General features: G+C 69.7%; 14 protein-coding genes. 8 read left to right on the top strand and 6 right to left on the bottom strand.

Annotation, left to right across the window (positions count from 1 at the left end; translation table 11 throughout):
- Nucleotides 1-180: 180 nt before the first annotated feature.
- The gene (locus tag OG230_RS34200; protein ID WP_328907642.1) at nucleotides 181-1,089 is read right to left on the bottom strand and encodes a universal stress protein; all 909 of its coding nucleotides are present in this window, start codon (nucleotides 1,087-1,089) and stop codon (nucleotides 181-183) included.
- A gap of 196 nt (nucleotides 1,090-1,285) precedes the next feature.
- Here OG230_RS34200 and OG230_RS34195 point away from each other — a divergent pair, with 196 nt between their 5' ends.
- Nucleotides 1,286-2,146, top strand: coding sequence for a universal stress protein (locus tag OG230_RS34195; protein ID WP_328907641.1), 861 nt, complete (start codon nucleotides 1,286-1,288; stop codon nucleotides 2,144-2,146).
- A gap of 134 nt (nucleotides 2,147-2,280) precedes the next feature.
- Here OG230_RS34195 and OG230_RS34190 read toward each other — a convergent pair whose 3' ends face one another.
- Together OG230_RS34190 and OG230_RS34185 are read right to left on the bottom strand one after the other, a co-directional pair.
- Nucleotides 2,281-2,973, bottom strand: a complete 693-nt coding sequence (locus OG230_RS34190; RefSeq protein WP_328907640.1) for a helix-turn-helix domain-containing protein — start codon at nucleotides 2,971-2,973, stop codon at nucleotides 2,281-2,283.
- A complete protein-coding gene (locus OG230_RS34185) occupies nucleotides 2,973-3,911 on the bottom strand; it encodes a universal stress protein (protein WP_328907639.1) in 939 nt (312 codons plus the stop codon). Before OG230_RS34185 ends, OG230_RS34190 begins: the two co-directional genes overlap by 1 nt.
- 641 nt (nucleotides 3,912-4,552) lie before the next feature.
- Here OG230_RS34185 and OG230_RS34180 point away from each other — a divergent pair.
- The 3 genes from OG230_RS34180 (at nucleotide 4,553) to OG230_RS34170 (ending at nucleotide 8,043) form a co-directional block, all read left to right on the top strand.
- Entirely contained in the window at nucleotides 4,553-6,442 is a 1,890-nt protein-coding gene (locus OG230_RS34180) for a lamin tail domain-containing protein (RefSeq protein WP_328907638.1), read from the top strand.
- Between the two features lie 390 nt (nucleotides 6,443-6,832).
- Nucleotides 6,833-7,555: an aminoglycoside phosphotransferase gene (locus tag OG230_RS34175; protein ID WP_328907637.1), complete on the top strand. Its 723-nt coding sequence runs from the start codon at nucleotides 6,833-6,835 to the stop codon at nucleotides 7,553-7,555.
- A 59-nt stretch (nucleotides 7,556-7,614) separates the two neighbouring features.
- Nucleotides 7,615-8,043, top strand: coding sequence for a VOC family protein (locus OG230_RS34170; protein WP_328907636.1), 429 nt, complete (start codon nucleotides 7,615-7,617; stop codon nucleotides 8,041-8,043).
- A gap of 205 nt (nucleotides 8,044-8,248) precedes the next feature.
- Here the strand turns inward: OG230_RS34170 and OG230_RS34165 are convergent, their stop codons facing one another.
- Nucleotides 8,249-9,187, bottom strand: coding sequence for an SDR family NAD(P)-dependent oxidoreductase (locus OG230_RS34165; protein ID WP_328911621.1), 939 nt, complete (start codon nucleotides 9,185-9,187; stop codon nucleotides 8,249-8,251).
- Between the two features lie 44 nt (nucleotides 9,188-9,231).
- On the bottom strand, nucleotides 9,232-9,825 hold the full coding sequence (locus tag OG230_RS34160; RefSeq protein WP_328907635.1) for a TetR/AcrR family transcriptional regulator: 594 nt from the start codon (nucleotides 9,823-9,825) through the stop codon (nucleotides 9,232-9,234).
- 110 nt (nucleotides 9,826-9,935) lie between these two features.
- Here OG230_RS34160 and OG230_RS34155 point away from each other — a divergent pair, with 110 nt between their 5' ends.
- A complete protein-coding gene (locus OG230_RS34155) occupies nucleotides 9,936-11,369 on the top strand; it encodes an MFS transporter (protein ID WP_328907634.1) in 1,434 nt (477 codons plus the stop codon).
- A gap of 383 nt (nucleotides 11,370-11,752) precedes the next feature.
- Nucleotides 11,753-12,424, top strand: a complete 672-nt coding sequence (locus OG230_RS34150) for a hypothetical protein (protein WP_328907633.1) — start codon at nucleotides 11,753-11,755, stop codon at nucleotides 12,422-12,424.
- 216 nt (nucleotides 12,425-12,640) lie between these two features.
- Here OG230_RS34150 and OG230_RS34145 read toward each other — a convergent pair whose 3' ends face one another.
- Complete coding sequence (locus OG230_RS34145; protein ID WP_328907632.1) at nucleotides 12,641-13,222, bottom strand: fasciclin domain-containing protein; 582 nt, start codon at nucleotides 13,220-13,222, stop codon at nucleotides 12,641-12,643.
- 515 nt (nucleotides 13,223-13,737) lie between these two features.
- On the opposite strand from OG230_RS34145, the gene OG230_RS34140 reads away from it, so the two are divergent.
- Nucleotides 13,738-16,557: a PQQ-dependent sugar dehydrogenase gene (locus OG230_RS34140; RefSeq protein WP_328907631.1), complete on the top strand. Its 2,820-nt coding sequence runs from the start codon at nucleotides 13,738-13,740 to the stop codon at nucleotides 16,555-16,557.
- Nucleotides 16,554-18,308: a ThuA domain-containing protein gene (locus OG230_RS34135; RefSeq protein WP_328907630.1), complete on the top strand. Its 1,755-nt coding sequence runs from the start codon at nucleotides 16,554-16,556 to the stop codon at nucleotides 18,306-18,308. Before OG230_RS34140 ends, OG230_RS34135 begins: the two co-directional genes overlap by 4 nt.
- The last annotated feature ends 39 nt before the right edge of the window (nucleotides 18,309-18,347 follow it).

Here is an 18,347-nt window from a genome sequence, read left to right as displayed (position 1 = left end):
CGGAGCGTCCGGGTCCGCGTGGGCAGCACGTCTCCCGTGGCCTCCCGACGCTCCGGCGGGACCGACGGATCGACGTCCCTCGCATTACGGCGTGGCGACTTCGGGTTCATGGCAACTCCTCCTCTTGTCCGGCACCGCTCTCGAGCGCCGCCTCCGCCTGGGCCACGTGCCGTTCGACTCTCACGTCTCCTCGTCCCGGGTGGCGAAGTCGGGCGGGACGACCTCCACCGGACAGTGGGCGTGGTGGAGCAGGGTGTGGGCGACGCGCCCCAGGGACGGGCCGACGCCCAGCATGCGGCGTTCTCTGCCCATCACGAGCAGGTCGGTGTGTGCACTGGCCTCGACCAGGATGCCGGGCGTGCTCGTGCCCGTCTCGACGTGGTGGCTGACGACCAGGTCGGGGTAGACCTCACGCACGTGATCGGCGAGAGCGGCGACCTCGTGCACACGCTTTCGTGCCAGCTCACCAAGGTCGTCGAGCATGGTCGCGACACTGCCGATGTGCGTGAACACGTTCCAGACGCTCACCAGTCGCAGCGCCGCCTTGCCGGCATCGGCCTCCGCGGCGGCGATGAGCAGCCAGCCGAGGTCCGAGGCGCCGTCCACCGCTGCGGTCACGGAGGCCGGCACCGGAGCGGGCTCGCCTTCACCTCGCACGACGACCACGGGCACCTTGGCCCGTGTCGCCACACCGAGCCCGACCGAACCGAGCATGAGGGCGGTGAACCCGCCGTGTCCCCTACTCCCCACCACCATCGTGCTCCGGATCCCCGCGGCGGCCTGAAGGCCGGAGACCGCCTCCAGACTGCTCAGCTCCCTCGTGACGGCAAGACCCGGATAACGCTCCTGGACCGCGTTCGCCGTCTCGGCCAGCAGGTCGCGGCCCGCTTCACGTACCTCCTGGATCGTCTCGACGCCGGCGAACAGGGAACGCCGGTCGGTGTCGGCGGCGTGGACGATGTGCAGGGGGCGGCCCCGGCGGTCCGCCTCCGCCGCGGCCCATAGGGCGGCCGTCCTGGCGGACGGCGATCCATCGACCCCGACGACGACGTGGCCGAGCTCCGGTCTGGCGGGGATCGCGCTGGTCATGGCTCCTCCTCCGGAGTGGATCCCGGGGTTCGGACGTGCGTCCCCAAGGGCGACACCTCTCACGCTGCATCGCGGCGGCCCCCTTGGGGATGGGCCACTCGGTCCCGATCGAGTCCTGTCCGGCCCTCCTCCCTGCGACTGCCGGACGGGACCCTGAAGACATCGACGACAGCGCAGGAACAGAGGGAGGCGTGCCATGACAGCCCAGGTCACCGTCGGTCTGGACGGTTCGCAGGAGAGCTTCGCCGCTGCCGGTTGGGCAGGGCGGGAAGCCGTGCGGCGTGAAGTGCCGCTCCGCCTGATCCACGTGGAGGAGTGGCCGAGCACGCCGGAGGTGCCGACGGCGTATGCGCGCACGTCGGCCGATCAGGCCGAGGGCATCCTGCGGGACGCAGTGGAGCGCGCGCGGAAGGAGCATCCCGACCTCGAGGTGGTCACCGAACAGACACGGGGCCTCGCAGCCGAGGAGCTGGCCGCCGCCGCGAACGAAGCGGACCTGCTGGTGCTCGGCTCGCGGGGGCTCGGAGGGATCCTCGGCTACGTCATCGGCTCGGTGTCGCTCGCGGTCGCCGGAGCGGCGCACCGGCCCGTCGTCCTCGTTCGGGCGGAGACGGAACGGGTGCACCCGCCCCACAGTGGGATCGTGGTGGGCGTCGACATCTACCACCCGTGCGAACCGCTGCTCTCCTTTGCGTTCGAGGAGGCGGCTCGCAGCGGCCTGCCCCTGTGTTTCCTGCACAGTTGGACACTGCCTGCCTCGTACGGATACGCGGCCATGGTGGACCCGGAGATCGGTGCGGAACTCGGCAGCGAGGTCACGGCTCGCCTGGACGATCTGCTGAAGCCGTGGCGGAAGACGTACCCGGGCGTCGAGGTCGTCGCGAAGGCGGTCGTGGGCTCCGGCGCGTTCCAGCTCGTCGAGGCTTCTCGGAGCGCCGAGCTGGTGATCGTGGGGCGCCGGGGGCGCAAGGTCCCGGTCGGCCCGCATCTCGGCCACGTGGCGCACGCGGTGATCCACCACAGCCCCGCTCCGGTCGCTGTCGTCCCGCTCGTGTGAGGCGTCCTGGCGACGGTGTGGGGCGCGGCCGGGGAATCCGGCCCCGGTCATCGGCGCGAGCCCGGATGCCGCGCATCGCCTGGGCCGATCACGGAGAAGCGGGGCTGCGCTGATCAGCACCGACAGGCTGTTCATCACAACTCGCGGGCGGATTCCACGCCGGGGGCGCCGCGCACCAGAATCCGCCGCCCCGTCACGCGCCGTGGGGAGAGCACCATGACCGTGTCGCGCCCCTCTCCCGCCCAGGGTGTCGAGTACGCGGCGTCCGTGAGTCGCGCTGCGGTGGCCCTGTCGGACACGGTGCGCACGGGGCCGACGAGGAGCACGCTCCAGCCCTGGCTGAATGCCTCGTCCATGTGGTCCGCCTCGAACGCGATCTCCGCGCCGGACATTCCGGCGAGTGACGAGTCCTCGGCGGTCATGAACAGGAGTTCCGTCTCGACGACCTGGTAATTCACGGGAAAGACCGCGGGCCCGTCCTCGGTGACGACGGCGACCCGCCCGATGCCGTGGTCGTCGAGCAGCGCCCAGCACTCCCGCACGTCGAGTTCGTCCATCCGCGCGTGGTATCCGGCCCGGGTTCCTCCGGTCGGCAGGTCGACGGACGAACCGGTGAGGTCCTGGATGGTCGTCTCCAGTGCATTGGCGAGCCGGACCAGGAACTCGATTCCGGGGGCGGGTAGTTGCTCCTCCAGGTATTCGATGTAGCCGGGCGCGGAACCGGCGCGTGCGGCCACCTCCTCGCGGGACAGACCGAGTTGTCTGCGGCGGGCGGCGACACGGCGGCCGATGTCGCTTCTGGGGTGCTTCGCAGCGGCTGTGTTCATCACCGGTCTCCATCAGTGGGCACTTGGTGGTGCTGGGGCACGACGGCGACCGGGCAGGAGGCGTGATGCAGGGAGCGGTGGGCGACCCGTCCCAGTTCCAGACCGATGACGCCGTCGCGCCGTCTCGCCCCGACCACCAGCAGGTCGGCGGCGGCCGATCGCTCCACGAGGACCTTGTGCGCGGGTCCTTCGACCACGCTCGTGCGGAGGTGTACCCGGGGGTGGTCACGGACGGCCGACTCCAGCGCCTTGTCGAGCGCTTCGAACGCCCGCTCCTCGAAGGACTGCCGCGCGCCACCGCTCTGGAGCGGGTGATCGGCAGGCTCGGGAGCCGGTCGCCAGGCGCGGACGACGTCCAGTTCCGCATGCCGGGCCGCCGCTTCGCGAAAGGCGAAGCGCACGGCCGGAGCGTCGACGTCGTGGTCGCCGATTCCCACCAGCACCCGCTCGTGGCGCGCTTCCAGGGCCTGCCGGTCCCCGCGTACGACGACCACCGGGCAGTGGGACCGGGCCGCGACGACGAGCCCGACAGATCCCAGCAGAAGGCCGGCAAGCGCTCCCCGGCCCCGAGATCCGACGACGAGGGACGCGGCCTGCCGTCCCTCGTCGAGCAGAGCACTCGGCGCGTCCTCGGCGAGGACCGCTGTCGTGACGGTGAGCCCGGGTGCACGGCGCAGGGCCCGTTCCGCGACCGCGCCGACGATGTTCTCGGCGAACACCTGCTCCGAAGGCCGGTCGGCGGTCCGGGTCGGCACGGCACCTTCGTACCGTTCCCACAGCGAGGCGTGGACGATGCGCAGCGGCTGTCCGTGCCGTACCGCTTCGTCGACGGCCCAGTCCGCCGCCGTGAGGCTGGCGTCGGAACCGTCGACTCCTACCACCAGGGGCCTCTCCACAGTGGCCACCGCCTTCCGGGGTGTGACGTGGGTCGATCCCACGCTCGCGCACCCGGTGGCGGATCACGGGCGGGGCGGGCAGGGCCCACCGGTGGCGCTCGGAGTCCGGACGCCGGGCCGCGTCGCTCGGGGCTGCGGGCGGGCACGCAGGGCGAGGAACTCGTGCTGCGCGCGGATCCGGATTGCATGATGCACGGCCTGGCGGCGGCGCCGCCCCGCGTCCTTCCTCACCTTCAGGAAACCACCCTTCCCCACGGGCTGCCACGGCTGTCGGTTCCGCCCGTCCCGATCGGGCCCCTTGCCCGGCAGCAGAGGCGCGTGGGACCTGGCACTCTCCGCATGGCCCAGCGCCGGCCATGGGGCCGTCCGTCCCAGAAGGCACCGTGTTCGCAGTGATGACGCACAGATTGCCTCCCACGACACCGCGGTCGCTCTCGACGTACGGCCGAGAGTGAAGCCGGCGCAGACGAAGTACCCCGACGTGGAGGCCGTGGTGGCCGGATCGGCATGATGCGTGCGTGTGGCGTTCCGGTGGTCAATTGCCGGCGTTCAGCCGGCGTACACGCCGTTTCAAGATCGCGTCACCAGAGTGTCACCTCGTGCCTACCTCACACTCGCGTGCCGGCGTCGCCTCTGTATGCGCCGCGGCTTTGACGCTTTCAGGATTGCTCATCACAGGGTTGGTGGCCGCTCAGCCTGCGGCTGCCGCGGACCCCGCCGGTTACCCGAACATCCGCATCAACGAAGTCACGTCGTCGAACAACGACACGGTGGAGCTGTACAACGCCGGCTCGACCGCAGTGAGCATCAGCGGCTGGAAGATGTCCGATGACAGCTTCTCGCAGCAGTCGTTCAGCCCGTCCTCCAGCACGATCCCGGCCGGCGGCTTCGTCACCTTCAACTCGCCCAAGGGGCTCGGTGATGCGGACAAGCTGGTGCTCCACACCTCCAGCGGCACGGTGGTCGACCGCGTCGAGTGGGCGACCGCCAAGGCGAAGCCGGCGATGGCGCGTTGCGGCGGCGACGGCACCGGTACGTGGGTGACCGCGACCTCGGCGTCCACGTTCGGCGCCTCGAACGCCTCGGGCTGCCCGTCGTCGGTCCCTGCGGCGAGCCGGGTACGGATCAACGAGGTCACCTCGGACGGCTCCGACACCGTGGAGCTGTACAACGGCGGAACGAGCGCGGTCAGCGTCGGGGCGTGGAAGTACGTCGACAGCGACACCTCCCATTCTCCGGTGTCGATCTCGTCCTCCTCGCCGAGCGCGACCAGCATCCCCGCGGGTGGCTACGCCACGTTCAACTCCACCATCGGACTGGGTGACAACGACTCGGTCTTCCTCGTCGACAGCAGCGGCACCACCATCGACTCGGTGAGCTGGGCGACCGACGGCGCCAAGCCGTCGGACGAGCGCTGCGCCAACGGCAGCGGCTGGTTCCGGACCGCCACGACCGCGACGCTCGGCAGCGCGAACTCCTGCTCGGGCGGCACCGGCGGTGGCGGCACCCAGCCCGGCCAACTGCTGGGCGGCGGCGGCTCACTCACCAGCGGCTGCGCCCCCGAGGCGCCCAGCGGCACGGGTTCCACCCCGGCGGGCACGCCGGCGTGGCCGGGCGGGCTGGACGTCACGATCGCGGACAACGTCTGCGCGTTCACCACGTCCACCGGCGCGGAAGGCCGGGACCTGAGCGGCCTGGCGTTCGACCCGGCGAACCCGTCGGTGCTGTGGGCCGCCAAGAACAAGAACTGGCTGTACAAGCTGGTCAAGAGCAACGGCAAGTGGATCCCGGACGCGACCTGGAGCGCGACCGGCAAGCAGATCCGCTTCGCGGGAGGCTCGGGCGAGCCGGACTCCGAGGGTCTGACGGTCGGCGCCAACGGCCACGTCTACGTGACCTCCGAGCGCGACAACACCAAGAACACGGCGCCCAAGGACACGGTCCTGGCGTTCGACCCGTCGGCGTCCGGATCGACGCTGACGCCGGTTCACCAGTGGGACATGACCTCGCAGTTTCCGCAGCTCGACACCGGCAGCAAGGACGACGCCAACCTCGGTTTCGAGGGTGTCGGGTACGTGCCGGACAGCTGGCTGACCGCGAACGGCTGGGTCGACCCGCTCACCGGCGCCGCCTACAACCCGGCGAACTACCCGCTGCACGGGTCGGGCCTGTTCTTCGCCGGCCTGGAGTGGGACGGCTCGCTGCACGTCTACGGTCTGAACTCCGACGGCACGTTCACCACCTTCGGCCCGATCGCGACCGGCAAGGCATCCGTGATGGACGTGACCTTCGACGCGGGCACCCAGCGTCTCGTCGCGACCTGCGACAACACCTGCGGTGAGACACACACGTTCATGAAGGTCGACGCCTCCGGTGCGATCGTGCCGGACGTGACCTACACGAACCCGGCCGTCATGCCGACCGACAACCTGGAGGGCTTCGCGCTCGCGCCGGCCTCGACCTGCGTCAACGGCTCGCGCGAAGCGGTCTGGAGCGAGGACGGCATCTACGGCTTCGGCTCGGGAAGCTCCTCCTACGGACACGCCCTCTACAGCGGCACCTTCCCCTGCTGATCCTGCCCACCTCGGGAGACGGCTCACCCACGGGGCCGCCTCCCACGTGAGGCGCCCAAGCGGTACGCAGCGATGAAGCTCCTGGCGGACGGGGTGACGACCAAGGTCACCCGCCGACCGCCAGGAGCTTCGTCATGTCTGCCCCCGGGACCGTCTTCGGCATGTGGACGCCGGACGCTGTCGACAGTCCGGCTCTGGACCGGCTTCCTTGGTCGGTGGCGCCGAGCCGGTCTCCTGAAACGCGGGTGCGTGAAGCGGCGTCGGTCGTGAAGGATGCGTGGTGTGACTCCCGCGACTGAGACAGCCCTGCCGCCGTCGTCCGTGCTGAAGGCGTTCCAGGTCACTGGAAGGCCCGAGCCGCTGGAAGGAGGCCAGGGGCAGAGTGTCCGAGTGGGCGACGCGGTGCTGAAGCCGGCCGGTGACCGTGCCGACGTGGAGTGGACCGCGAGGCTGATGGATGGTCTGCAGGGTGGGCGCGGCTTCCGTGTCCCGCGTTATCTGCGTTCCGCACGTGGCGGATTCGTCGTCGAGGGGTGGGCGGCGACCCGATTCCTGACGGGCGAACCGGGGCCCGTCGGCCGATGGGATTCCCTGTTGGCTGCCGGGAGAGCCTTTCACGAGGCTCTGCGGGACGTACCGCGGCCTGATCGACTGGACGTGCACCAGCATCCGTGGGCGGTGGCCGATCGAGTCGCCTGGGGCGAAGCAACCGCGGAAGTACCGGTGCAGATCCATGGGTTGCTCACCAGGCTGCACGCACTCCGCGAGCCCGTGGACGCGCCTGCGCAGCTCATTCACGGCGACCTGACGGGGAACGTTCTGTTCGCGCCTCGTCATGCCCCCGCGATCATCGACTTCTCGCCGTACTGGCGACCGGTCGCCTATGCGGACGCGATCGTGGTGGCCGATGGTCTGCTCTATTACCGAGCTGGACACCACCTGGTGGACTCGGCGCTCCCCGGCGCCGAGGGGGCTCAGATGCTCTTGCGGGCGCTGATCTTCCGCCTTGTCGCACTGGGTGTGCTGGTGGGGCGCAGCGGTGCGCTGGATGACGCCGAGTTGATCAGGTTCACTCGCGTGTCCCAGTTCGTCGAAGAGCGCGTCAAGGGATAGCACGGGGCGAGTTGGCCCGCCGTAAGGATTCGGTGAACAGCACGCGTTACGGAGGATTGATGGCATCGATCAAGCAGTTCCAAGTCACCTTTGACTGCGCAGAACCGGAGCGCCTCGCTCGTTTCTGGTGCGAGGTGTTGGGGTACGTCGTACCGGCGCCACCGGAGGGGTTTGCCACGTGGGACGACTTCAAGGACTCGCAGCCGGCTGAGCAGCGGGATTCCTGGTTCGCCTGCAGTGATCCCTCAGGTGTGGGCCCGCGACTGTACTTCCAGCGCGTCCCCGAGGGGAAGGCTGCCAAGAACCGGCTGCATCTTGACGTGCGGGTCGGCACCGGACTCGTGGGTGAAGAGCGTCTCGCCGCACTTGAGGCCGAATGCGCACGGCTGGTCCCGCTCGGCGCCGTGCACGTACGAACGCTGTATGACGGCAACGATGCGTGCATCCCGATGCAGGACATCGAGGGCAACGAGTTCTGTATCGACTGAGGGGCTTCCTCGACGACGACTGCACGGTCCATGCACTGGATCAGCGAGGTCGCCGCTGATCCAGTGCACGCCGTCAGCTGCCGTCACCGACGATCACACTGACTGATGAGCAGGCCGAGGCGTACGGGAAATTCGCCGAGGAGCCGACCCGCAGCAACGGCAGGCCACTGTCACCTGCGCCACCGAGGACCGCTGCTGTGGAGCGTCAGTGTGTGAAGGGGTCCACGCGGGTCAGTTGGGTGCTCGCTGCCCAGAGGGCTTGGCCGGTGGGCTGGTCGGTCATGTGGGGGTGGGGTGTTTCGAGGTGGGGTTTGCCGCTGAGGCCGAGCCTGCTGGGGCCCCACAGCTGGCCGCCTTGGACGTCTGGGTCGAGGGTGGCTCGGACGGCGGGCCAGGCGCCGGCGTCCTTGCCCTGGAGAAGGACTTTCGCGGGGAGGGCCAGGAGTTGTCGGGGTCCGGAGCGCTGGTGGATGCCGGGGCGGGGCGGGGTGAGGGCGTCCAAGGCGCCGCCGGGGTGGGCGATCACGCTCATGCAGGTGCTGCCCGCGGCGCGCAGCTGGCGGTCGAGTTCGAAGGCGAAGGTCATCTGGGCGAGTTTGGAGCGGCCGTAGGTGCGCTTGGGGTCGTAGTCGCGTACGGACTGCAGGTCGTCGAGGTCGAGGCGCTCGGAGCGGGCGGCGAAGCTGCCCATGGTGACGATCCGGGCTGCCGGAGCCGCCTCCAGCCAAGGGGCCAGCCAGTGCACCAGGGCGAAGTGGCCGAGGTGGTTGGTGGCGAACATGAGTTCGTGGCCGCGGCGGTTCTGCTTGCGGGGCGGTTCGTCCAGTGCGATGCCCGCGTTGAGGACGACAGCGTCCAAGGCGTCGGTGTCCAGCTGGCTGACGGACGCGCTCAGGGAGGCGAGGTCGGCCAGGTCCAGGGGTATGTGCTGCACATGGGACCCGCTGACGCGGGCGGTGATGGCTTCCACGGCGGCGGCGGCTTTCGCCGGGCTGCGGCTGCCGATGATGACGGTTGCTCCGGCGGTGGCGAGCTGCTCGGCGATGAAGTAGCCGATGCCGGCGTTGCCGCCGGTCACCAGCACGGTGGTGCCGTCGGCGCGCGGGGGCGTGTGAACGTTCCAGGCCACGGGGGCTCCTTGCAGGGGGTCGCCGGTGGGGCCCGTGGGCGGCGGGGGCGGGGGCGGTATCAGAGTTCGGGCCAGCCCAGGTGGAGGCGGCGGAACGCCTCGGCGAGGGCGGCCTTGCGGTCGGGGCGGCTCGATGCCAGGTCGGGGGTCTCCAGCACGTAGCGGGCCAGGAGGCGGTGGGATTCGTCGGGCTCGCTCTGGCCGGCGGCCTCCGCGAGCAGGCGGGCGAGCGGCTCCTGACAGGCCACCCAGACCTGACGTGCGTAGGCCCACAGCGCGGGAGTGTCCATGATCAGTTTTGACGCGCGCCGGTAGCGCTCGGGCAGGTCGCGTTCGTCGGCGAAGGGGGCCCGGCCGGCGAAGAAGGCGTGCAGGGCGTCCAGGGCCGAGCTGCCTTCGGGCCGGTTGCGGACTGCGTTGACCAGGGCCGCTTCCCGCTCCCCGCTGTCGTCGAGGATCAGGGCTTCCTTGCCCGCCGGGAAGTGCGCGAACAGGGTCGTGGTCGCGGTGTCCGCGGCCTCGGCGATCTGAGCGATCGTCACTTTCTCGTAGCCGTGCTCCAGGAAGAGCTCCAGGGCCGCGTCGGCCAGGGCCTTGCGGGTTGCCGCCTTCTTGCGTTCGCGCCTGCCAGGCGCGGCTCCAGTGGTCGCCATGACTGAAATGTAGCACCACAAACTTCAAAACACTACTCGTTGCAGTTTTAGTCATAGTTGTGTTTCAGTCTGAGTAGGAAATCCGATGCTGTTCACTCTTGGAGGCCGTCATGACCATCACCACGGAAACCGGGCCTCCGACAGGAGCGGCACGGCTCGGCAAGCTCGCGATGTGGGCCGTCCTGCTCCTGGTCCTGCTCGCCGACGCGCTCGACATGATCGACGCGACCGTCACCAACATCGCGGCGCCCACGATCGCGGACGACATCGGCGGCGGCGACGGCCTGATCAAATGGCTCGGCGCGTCCTACGCCCTGGCCATGGGCGTCCTGCTCGTCATCGGCGGACGCCTCGGCGACCGCTACGGACAGCGCCGCCTCTTCCTGATCGGCATGAGCGGCTTCACCCTCGCCTCAGCGGCCTGCGGACTGGCCGGCGGATCCGGCGTAATGATCTCCGCCCGGATCCTGCAGGGCGCCTTCGGCGCGCTCCTCATCCCCCAGGGCATGGCGATCATCACCCGCCACTTCACGCCCGACATGCGACGTACGTCGTTCAACCTGTTCGGGCCGCTGCTGGGCATCGCCACGATCGGTGGCCCGGTTCTGGCCGGGTTCGCCATCGACGCCGACTTCGCCGGGCTGTCCTGGCGGCCAATCTTCCTGGTCAACCTGCTCCTGGGCACCATCGGCGTCGTCCTGGCCGCCCGGATACTGCCCCGCGACAACGCCGACCCGGCCGTCACCGTGGACGGGGTCGGCGCGGGCATCCTCGCCCTGGCCATGTTCGGGACGATGTTCGGGTTGATCGAGGGCTCCGAGTCCGACTGGAGCATCCTCTCCATCGCGGCCCTGGCCGTCGGCGTGGTGTTCCTGCTGCTGTTCGCGCGCCGTCAGCGGACCGCCGCTGCGCCGCTCATCGCGCCCTCGCTGTTCCGCAACAAGGGCTTCACCTCAGGGCTGCTGGTCGGGCTGATGTTCTTCGCCGTCACCAACGGGCTGGCCTTCGTCATCTCCCTGTTCATCCAGCAGGCCCTGGGCGCCAGCCCCGGCAGCGCGGCCGTGGGCATGCTTCCGCTGACCCTCGGCATCATCGCCGGCGCCGGCGCGGGCATGGCCCTGACCAAGAAGCTGGGCCGCCTCCTCATCCTCGCGGGCATGCTGGTCACCCTCGCCGGCGCCGGCTGGCTCCTGGCCCTGGTGGTCACCAGCGGCACCGACGTCACCCTGCTCGCCCTGGCACCCGCCAGCGTCCTGGCCGGCATCGGCATGGGCGCCTGCTTCGGCACCCTCTTCGACATCACCATCGGCAACACCGACCCCGCCGAAGCAGGCAGTGCGAGCGGCACCCTCACCGCCGTCCAGCAACTCGCCACCGCGCTGGGCTCCGCCACCGTCACCACCGTCTACCTCCACGGCGGGGCCCCCGACCACGCCATGACCCTCGCCATCATCACCGTCATGACCGTCACCGTCATCTGCCTGCCCTTCCTCGGCCTCCTGCCCAAGACCGCACCCGCCGACAGCCCGACCCCCGGCCACTGAACGGCTCGGACGCACCCAACCCGGCGACGGCAGACCGTCGCCACCCCAGCCGGTCCGCGCTCACCCGCAGCGCGGACCGGCGCCGCCAGTCACCGTGGTGTTCACAATGCGGGCCGCTGGCCCGGGGCGACCCGACGGAGCCATCAGTCGGCCCCTCTGCCTTCGGCGGGATGTCCGCAGGTTCGACGCCCGCTCACTGCGAGGAGATCGACCTCCGCGAACGACTCCAGTCCCAGCCCCATCCGAACGCCGAGATCCGCAACTGACAGCCTTGATCAAGGCTTAGCGCCAACGGCTGTACCGCTGGTCCAAGCGCCCCCGATCATGTCCCGATCCGGACACTCCACCGGGTGTGGCCCTCGCTGCTGCTACGGTCCGGCGCCATGAACACTGACGACTGGACGGCGCTCAGCGCCATTGCTGCCGCGGTCGGGGTGGTGGTCACCGCGGTCATGGCGTACTGGACGACCCGCAAAGCGGCGGCGGCCGCCGCGGACTCGGCTGACACCGCACGAGAGGTGGCGAAGATCGAACGCGACCGCTGGCACCGCGAGCTGACTCCTGAGCTGACCTTCAGCCTGATCCGCGTGGGCCCCAACCGTCTGAGGCTCGCCACCACACTCGACGGCCCGGTCGGCCTGGATCACCTCGACACGATCACCCTCACGGTGCGCGACGAGGCCGGACGGGATCACTCAGCCAGACCGCATTACGACGAAGCAATGCGTACGGAGCTGTCGTCGGTGATCTGGGGGGCCGCCCGATTCAGCCCCGGGGTCGACGGGGTTGCCGCGCCCGGCCGCAAGAGCATTATCCGGAGCCTGGAGCGCGGCAACTTCGTGTACCGGCAGATGGATAACTCCGAGCCGCCGAGCTGGTTCCAGGACCCGGGAGACTGGGTGGACGGGTACTGGGACGCGAAACTGCGCCTGCACGCGGTCTGCGAGGTTGAGGGGCATAAACCCTGGATCGTCGTTACCGAGGTCGAAAACCCGGGGATGGAATACATCTCCGACGGCTCAGAGGAGATGGAAATTCCGGAGCAGTACCGCTGAATCACGGCTGCCCGGGGTCGAGGCCCCAGCGGCGCCGGAGGACCCCGGCGGCAGGCCCTCGCCGAGCGCCGCTGAACGCCACCGGCCCCGGGCCAGCACAAGCAGCTCACCCGGAGTCGATACGCCGCTGGAGATCACACACGGTCACCAGCGGGCTGGGTTCCTCGGGGAACTGGCGACAGTTGAATACGCGAACTCACCAGTACCATGGCCCATTCAGGACTTGGGCATCAGGACGGTGTCGATGAGCTGGACCGTTGCGTTCTTCGTGGTGATGTCACCGCAGACGATGGTCGCGGAGTCGTTCACCTTGAAGGAATCCCCGGAACCGGACGTCGTCAGCTCCCCGCCCTGGAGGGTCTTGAACGAGCCGTCGGGAAGCTGGTCGATGGTCACCTTCTCATCCACCACGTGGTAGGTGAGGAGGTCCGTCAACTGGTCCTTGTCGTTGAGGATCTTGTCGAGATCAGCCTTCGGGATCTTTTCGAAAGCATCGTTCGTGGGTGCGAAGACGGTGATGTTCTCGGCGTTGTTCAGCGTGTCGACCAGACCGGCCTTCTTGACAGCGGTGACCAGCGTGGACAGTTCGGGGTTGTTGGACGCCGCAGTGGCGACGGGGTCATCGGCCATGCCTGAGGCGCTCCCCTCGCCGCTGGCAGGGAGTGTGGAGCAGGCGGGGCCGAACGGTTCGGCCACCGGGCCTGCCTGCGCCATGGGGGCCGCTGCGACGAGCGCAAGGGGAACGAGAAGTGCGCCCGCTCCGGCGAGGGCAACACCCCTGAAGCGGTTGCCGGTCATGTCCTTCACCTTCTCCTGAGAGGGAGACGAGCTGTTACCGCCCGCCACATCAATTACTTCTCACCGTGACCGCCTCTTGGATGACATCAGAGGCAGAAAAATGTGGCTTCCCCCTCAGTGGTAACGGCTCCGCAGGCCGGCTCGCGTGCGCCGCTTCCTCTCCTTCGTCCTGGTCCAGAGGGCTGTGCAGTGCTTACGAGGCGGTCGTGAAGCGGCTCGCCCGCGCTTCCGGCCCCACGCCCGCGCAAGCGTCCCTCAGCCCGTGCTGCCTCTTGGCGTGACGCCGCGGCTCCGGCCACCGGCCGGGGTGCGCGCCCCACGCCTTTGTCTCCCCGAAGGAGAAAGTTCAAGTCCTGTACGTCAAAGGGGTTTCTGGCGGAGGAAAAACCCAATACCTTCCTGACCTGTACCGGACAACAAGGACGGGTCGCCCTCCCCTCCCCCTGTGGGCGCCCGTCCTCCCGGCGCGACGGCGCGCGCCTGTGCTCCACCTCGACCCCACACGGAGGATTCGCGTGCACAGGAGATTCACCCGACCTCTCGCGGCGCTCGCCTGCACCTTGCTCGCCGCCGCGGGCGCCCTCACCGTCCAGCAGGGACCGGCCGAAGCCGCACCTGCGGCGGCCGAAGAGTTCCAGCAGGTCACCCTCGCCAAGGGGGTGGCCGAGACAGGCGAGCCGATGACGCTCGCCGTCCTGCCGGACAGGTCCGTCCTGCACACCTCACGGGACGGCACCCTGCGTCTCACCGACGCCGCCGGTACCACCAAGGTCGCCGGCCGGCTCGACGTCTACTCGCACGACGAGGAAGGCCTCCAGGGCGTCGGCGTCGACCCGGGCTTCACCGCCAACCGGTTCGTCTACCTCTACTACGCCCCGAAGCTGACGACCCCCGCGGGCGACGCGCCCGCGACCGGTTCCGCGGCCGACTTCGCCCCCTTCGACGGCGTCAACCGCCTCTCACGGTTCGTCCTCAAGGCCGACGGCACGCTGGACCTCGCCTCCGAGAAGAAGGTCCTGGACGTCCCCGCCAGCCGCGGCCTGTGCTGCCACGTCGGCGGCGACATCGACTTCGACGCCCAGGGCAACCTCTACCTCTCCACCGGCGACGACAGCAATCCCTTCGCCTCCGACGGCTACACGCCCATCGACGAGCGGGCGGACCGCAACCCCGCCTACGACGCCCAGCGGTCGGCGGGCAACACCAACGACCTGCGCGGCAAGGTCCTGCGGATCAAGGTCAACGCGGACGCCACCTACTCCGTCCCGGCGGGCAACCTCTTCGCGCCGGGCACCGCGAGAACGCGTCCCGAGATCTACGCCATGGGCTTCCGCAACCCCTTCCGGATGAGCGTCGACAAGCCCACCGGCACCGTCTACCTCGGCGACTACGGCCCCGACGCAGGCACCGCGAGCGCCTCCCGGGGCCCTGCCGGACAGGTCGAGTTCAACCGGATCACCAAGGCCGGCAACTACGGCTGGCCCTACTGCACCGGCAAGAACAACGCCTACGTCGACTACAACTTCGCCACCTCGACCTCCGGCGCCGCCTTCTCCTGCGCCGCCCCGAAGAACACCTCGCCGAACAACACCGGGCTGACCGACCTGCCCGCCGCACAGCCCGCCTGGATCCCCTACGACGGCGGCTCGGTCCCCGAATTCGGCAGCGGCTCCGAGTCGCCCATGGCCGGACCCGTCTACCGCTACGACGCGGCGTCCACCTCCGCGGTGAAGTTCCCCGAGAGCTACGACGGCGACTTCTTCGCCGGCGAGTTCGGCCGCAAGTGGATCAAGCGCATCGAGCAGGGCACCGACGGAGCCGTCCAGTCGATCAACGCCTTCCCCTGGCAGGGCACCCAGATCATGGACATGGCCTTCGGCCCGGACGGCGCGCTCTACGTCCTCGACTACGGCACCGGCTACTTCAACGGCGACGCCAACAGCGCGGTCTACCGCATCGAGAACGTCAGCGGCGGCCGGTCCCCGCTGGCCAAGGCCGCGGCCGACCGCACCTCGGGCAAGGCCCCGCTCACCGTCCAGTTCTCCTCGGCCGGCACCTCCGACCCCGACGGCGACCCGCTCACCTACGCCTGGAAGTTCGGTGACGGCGCCACCTCGACCGCCGCCAACCCGTCGCACACGTACACCGTCAACGGCAGTCACACCGCCGAGCTGACCGTCTCCGACGGTACCGGCCGGACGGCCACCGCCTCGGTGACCATCACCGTCGGCAACACCGCGCCCACCGTCACCCTCGAACTGCCCGGCGACGGCGCCATCATCGATCCGGGCGCCGCCGTGCCCTTCAAGGTGACCGTCACCGACCCCGAGGACGGTGCGATCGACTGCTCCAAGGTCACGATCACGTTCATCGTGGGCCACGACAGCCACGGCCACCCGCAGACCTCCGCCACCGGATGCTCGGGCACCGTGCAGACCATCGCCGACGGCGAGCACGACCCCAACGCGAACATCTTCGGCGTCTGGGACGCCGAGTACACCGACAAGGGCGCCAACGGGCAGCCCGCGCTGACCACCCACGCTCAGCGCATCAGCCAGGGCAGCCAGCGCCAGGCCGAGCACTACGGCGGCTCCGCGGGTGTGCAGGTCGTGGACCACGCCGCCGCGCACGGCGGGAAGACCGTCGGCCACATCGAGAACGGCGACTGGATCTCCTTCACGCCCTACCTGCTCTCCAACGCCACCAAGCTGACGGCCCGCGTCTCCTCCGCGGGTTCGGGTGGCACGCTTGAGATACGGGCGGGGTCGCCCACCGGCACCCTGCTCGGATCGACGGCCGTCCCCGTCACAGGCGGCTGGGAGACGTTCCAGAACGTGACGGCGAACCTCGCCGGCGCACCCGCCGGGACCACCACCCTCCACCTGGTCTTCAAGGGCGGCAGCGGCTCTCTGTTCGACCTCGACGACTTCACCTTCACGACCACGACCACATCCCAGGGCGGGCCGATCAAGGGCATCGGCGGCAAGTGCGTCGACGTCGCGGGCGGCGCGAGCGCCGACGGCACCCAGATCCAGCTCTGGACGTGCAACCAGACGGCCGCCCAGCAGTGGACGGCCGGCGCCGACAGCACGCTGCGCGCGCTGGGCAAGTGCATGGACATCAGCGGCGGCGGCACCGCCGACGGCACCAAGGTGCAGCTCTACGGCTGCAACAACACCGGCGCCCAGAAGTGGGTGCCCCAGGCCGACGGCACGCTGAAGAACCCGGTGTCCGGCAAGTGCCTGGACGCGGCCGGGGCCTCCTCCGCCGACGGCACCAAGCTGCACCTGTGGACCTGCAACGCCGCGGCCAACCAGAAGTGGACCCTGTCATGAGCCGAAGAATCGGGCGCATCGCCGCACTGGCCGCCTGCGGCCTGCTCGGAGCCGCCGCCCTGCCCGCCGCCGTCTCCACGGCCGCCGTCCCCACCTCGAACGCCCCCGCCCGCGCGGCGGTGGCCGCCGACCCGGCGTACGACGTCCTGGTCTTCTCCAAGACCGCCGGATTCCGCCACTCCTCCATCGACGAAGGCGTCACCGCCCTGCGCGAGCTGGGCGCGGCCAACAACTTCACCGTCACCGCGACCGAGGACGCCGCCGCCTTCACCCCGTCGAACCTCGCCGGGTACGAGGCCGTCGTCTTCCTCTCCACCACCGGCGACGTCCTCAACCCCACCCAGCAGACCGCCTTCGAGGGGTACATGGCGGCGGGCGGCGGGTACGTCGGCGTCCACGCGGCGGCCGACACCGAGTACGACTGGGCCTGGTACGGCGGCCTGGCGGGCGCGCTGTTCAAGTCGCATCCGCAGATCCAGCCGGCCACGGTCACGGTGGAGGACCGCGCCCACGACGCCACCGCCCACCTCGGCCCGAGCTGGCAGCGGACCGACGAGTGGTACGACTACCGCACCAACCCGCGGACCACCGCGCACGTCCTGGCCTCGCTCGACGAGTCCACCTACAGCGGCGGAACCATGGGCGCCGACCACCCCATCGCCTGGTGCAAGGACTACCAGGGCGGGCGCGCCTTCTACACCGGCGGCGGTCACACCGAGGACTCCTACACCGACCCCGCGTTCCGCCGGCACCTGCTCGGCGGTATCCGCTGGGCCGCGGAGCTGACGGAGGCCGACTGCCGCCCGGAGACCGGCTACACCCCGCTGTTCGGTTCCTCGGGCACCACCGGCTGGAAGCAGGCCGGCCCCGGATCCTTCGTGAACACGAACGCGACCCTCACCTCCCAGGGCGGCCTTGGCCTGTTCTGGTACCAGGCCAAGGAGTACACGTCCTACTCTCTCAAGCTCGACTGGCGTCAGGCCGGTGACGACAACAGCGGCATCTTCGTGGGTTTCCCCGCCTCCGACGACCCCTGGTCGGCCGTGAACAACGGCTACGAGATCCAGATCGACGCCACGGACACCCCGGACCGCACCACCGGCTCCGTCTACGGCTACAAGTCGGCCGACCTGGCTGCCCGCGACGCGGCCCTGAACCCGCCGGGAGAGTGGAACACGTACGAGATCCGCGTCGAGGGCGAGCGCCTCCAGCTCTTCCTCAACGGCCGGAAGATCAACGACTTCACCAACGCCGACCCCGCCCGCAGCCTGCAACAGGGCCACATCGGTCTGCAGAACCACGGGGACGGCGACGACGTGGCCTTCCGTAACATCCGGATCAAGGAGCTCGGCACCACGCCCGGGCCCCGGGAAGGCGCGATCACCGGGATCGGCGGCAAGTGCGTCGACGTGTCGAACGGATCGAGCGCGGACGGCACGCAGATCCAGCTGTGGACGTGCAACCAGTCGGCCGCCCAGAAGTGGACCGTCGGCACCGACAGCACACTGCGGTCGCTGGGCAAGTGCATGGACATCAGCGGTGGCGGCTCGGCCGACGGCACGAAGATCCAGCTCTACGGGTGCAACGACACGGGCGCCCAGAAATGGGTGCCGCAGGCCGACGGCACGCTGAAGAACCCGCAGTCGGGCAAGTGCCTGGACGCGGCCGGGGTCTCCTCGGCGGACGGCACCAAGCTCCACCTCTGGTCGTGCCACACCGGCGCCAACCAGAAGTGGGTCCTGCCCGGCTGAACGACTCCATGACTCCGGCGTGACCGCGGGAGGCGGTGA

Origin of the sequence: Streptomyces sp. NBC_00234, assembly GCF_036195325.1 — a bacterium.
Lineage (GTDB): Bacteria > Actinomycetota > Actinomycetes > Streptomycetales > Streptomycetaceae > Streptomyces.
The sequence above is the reverse complement of the archived record's forward strand: the minus strand, read 5'-3'. Positions and strand labels throughout refer to the sequence as shown.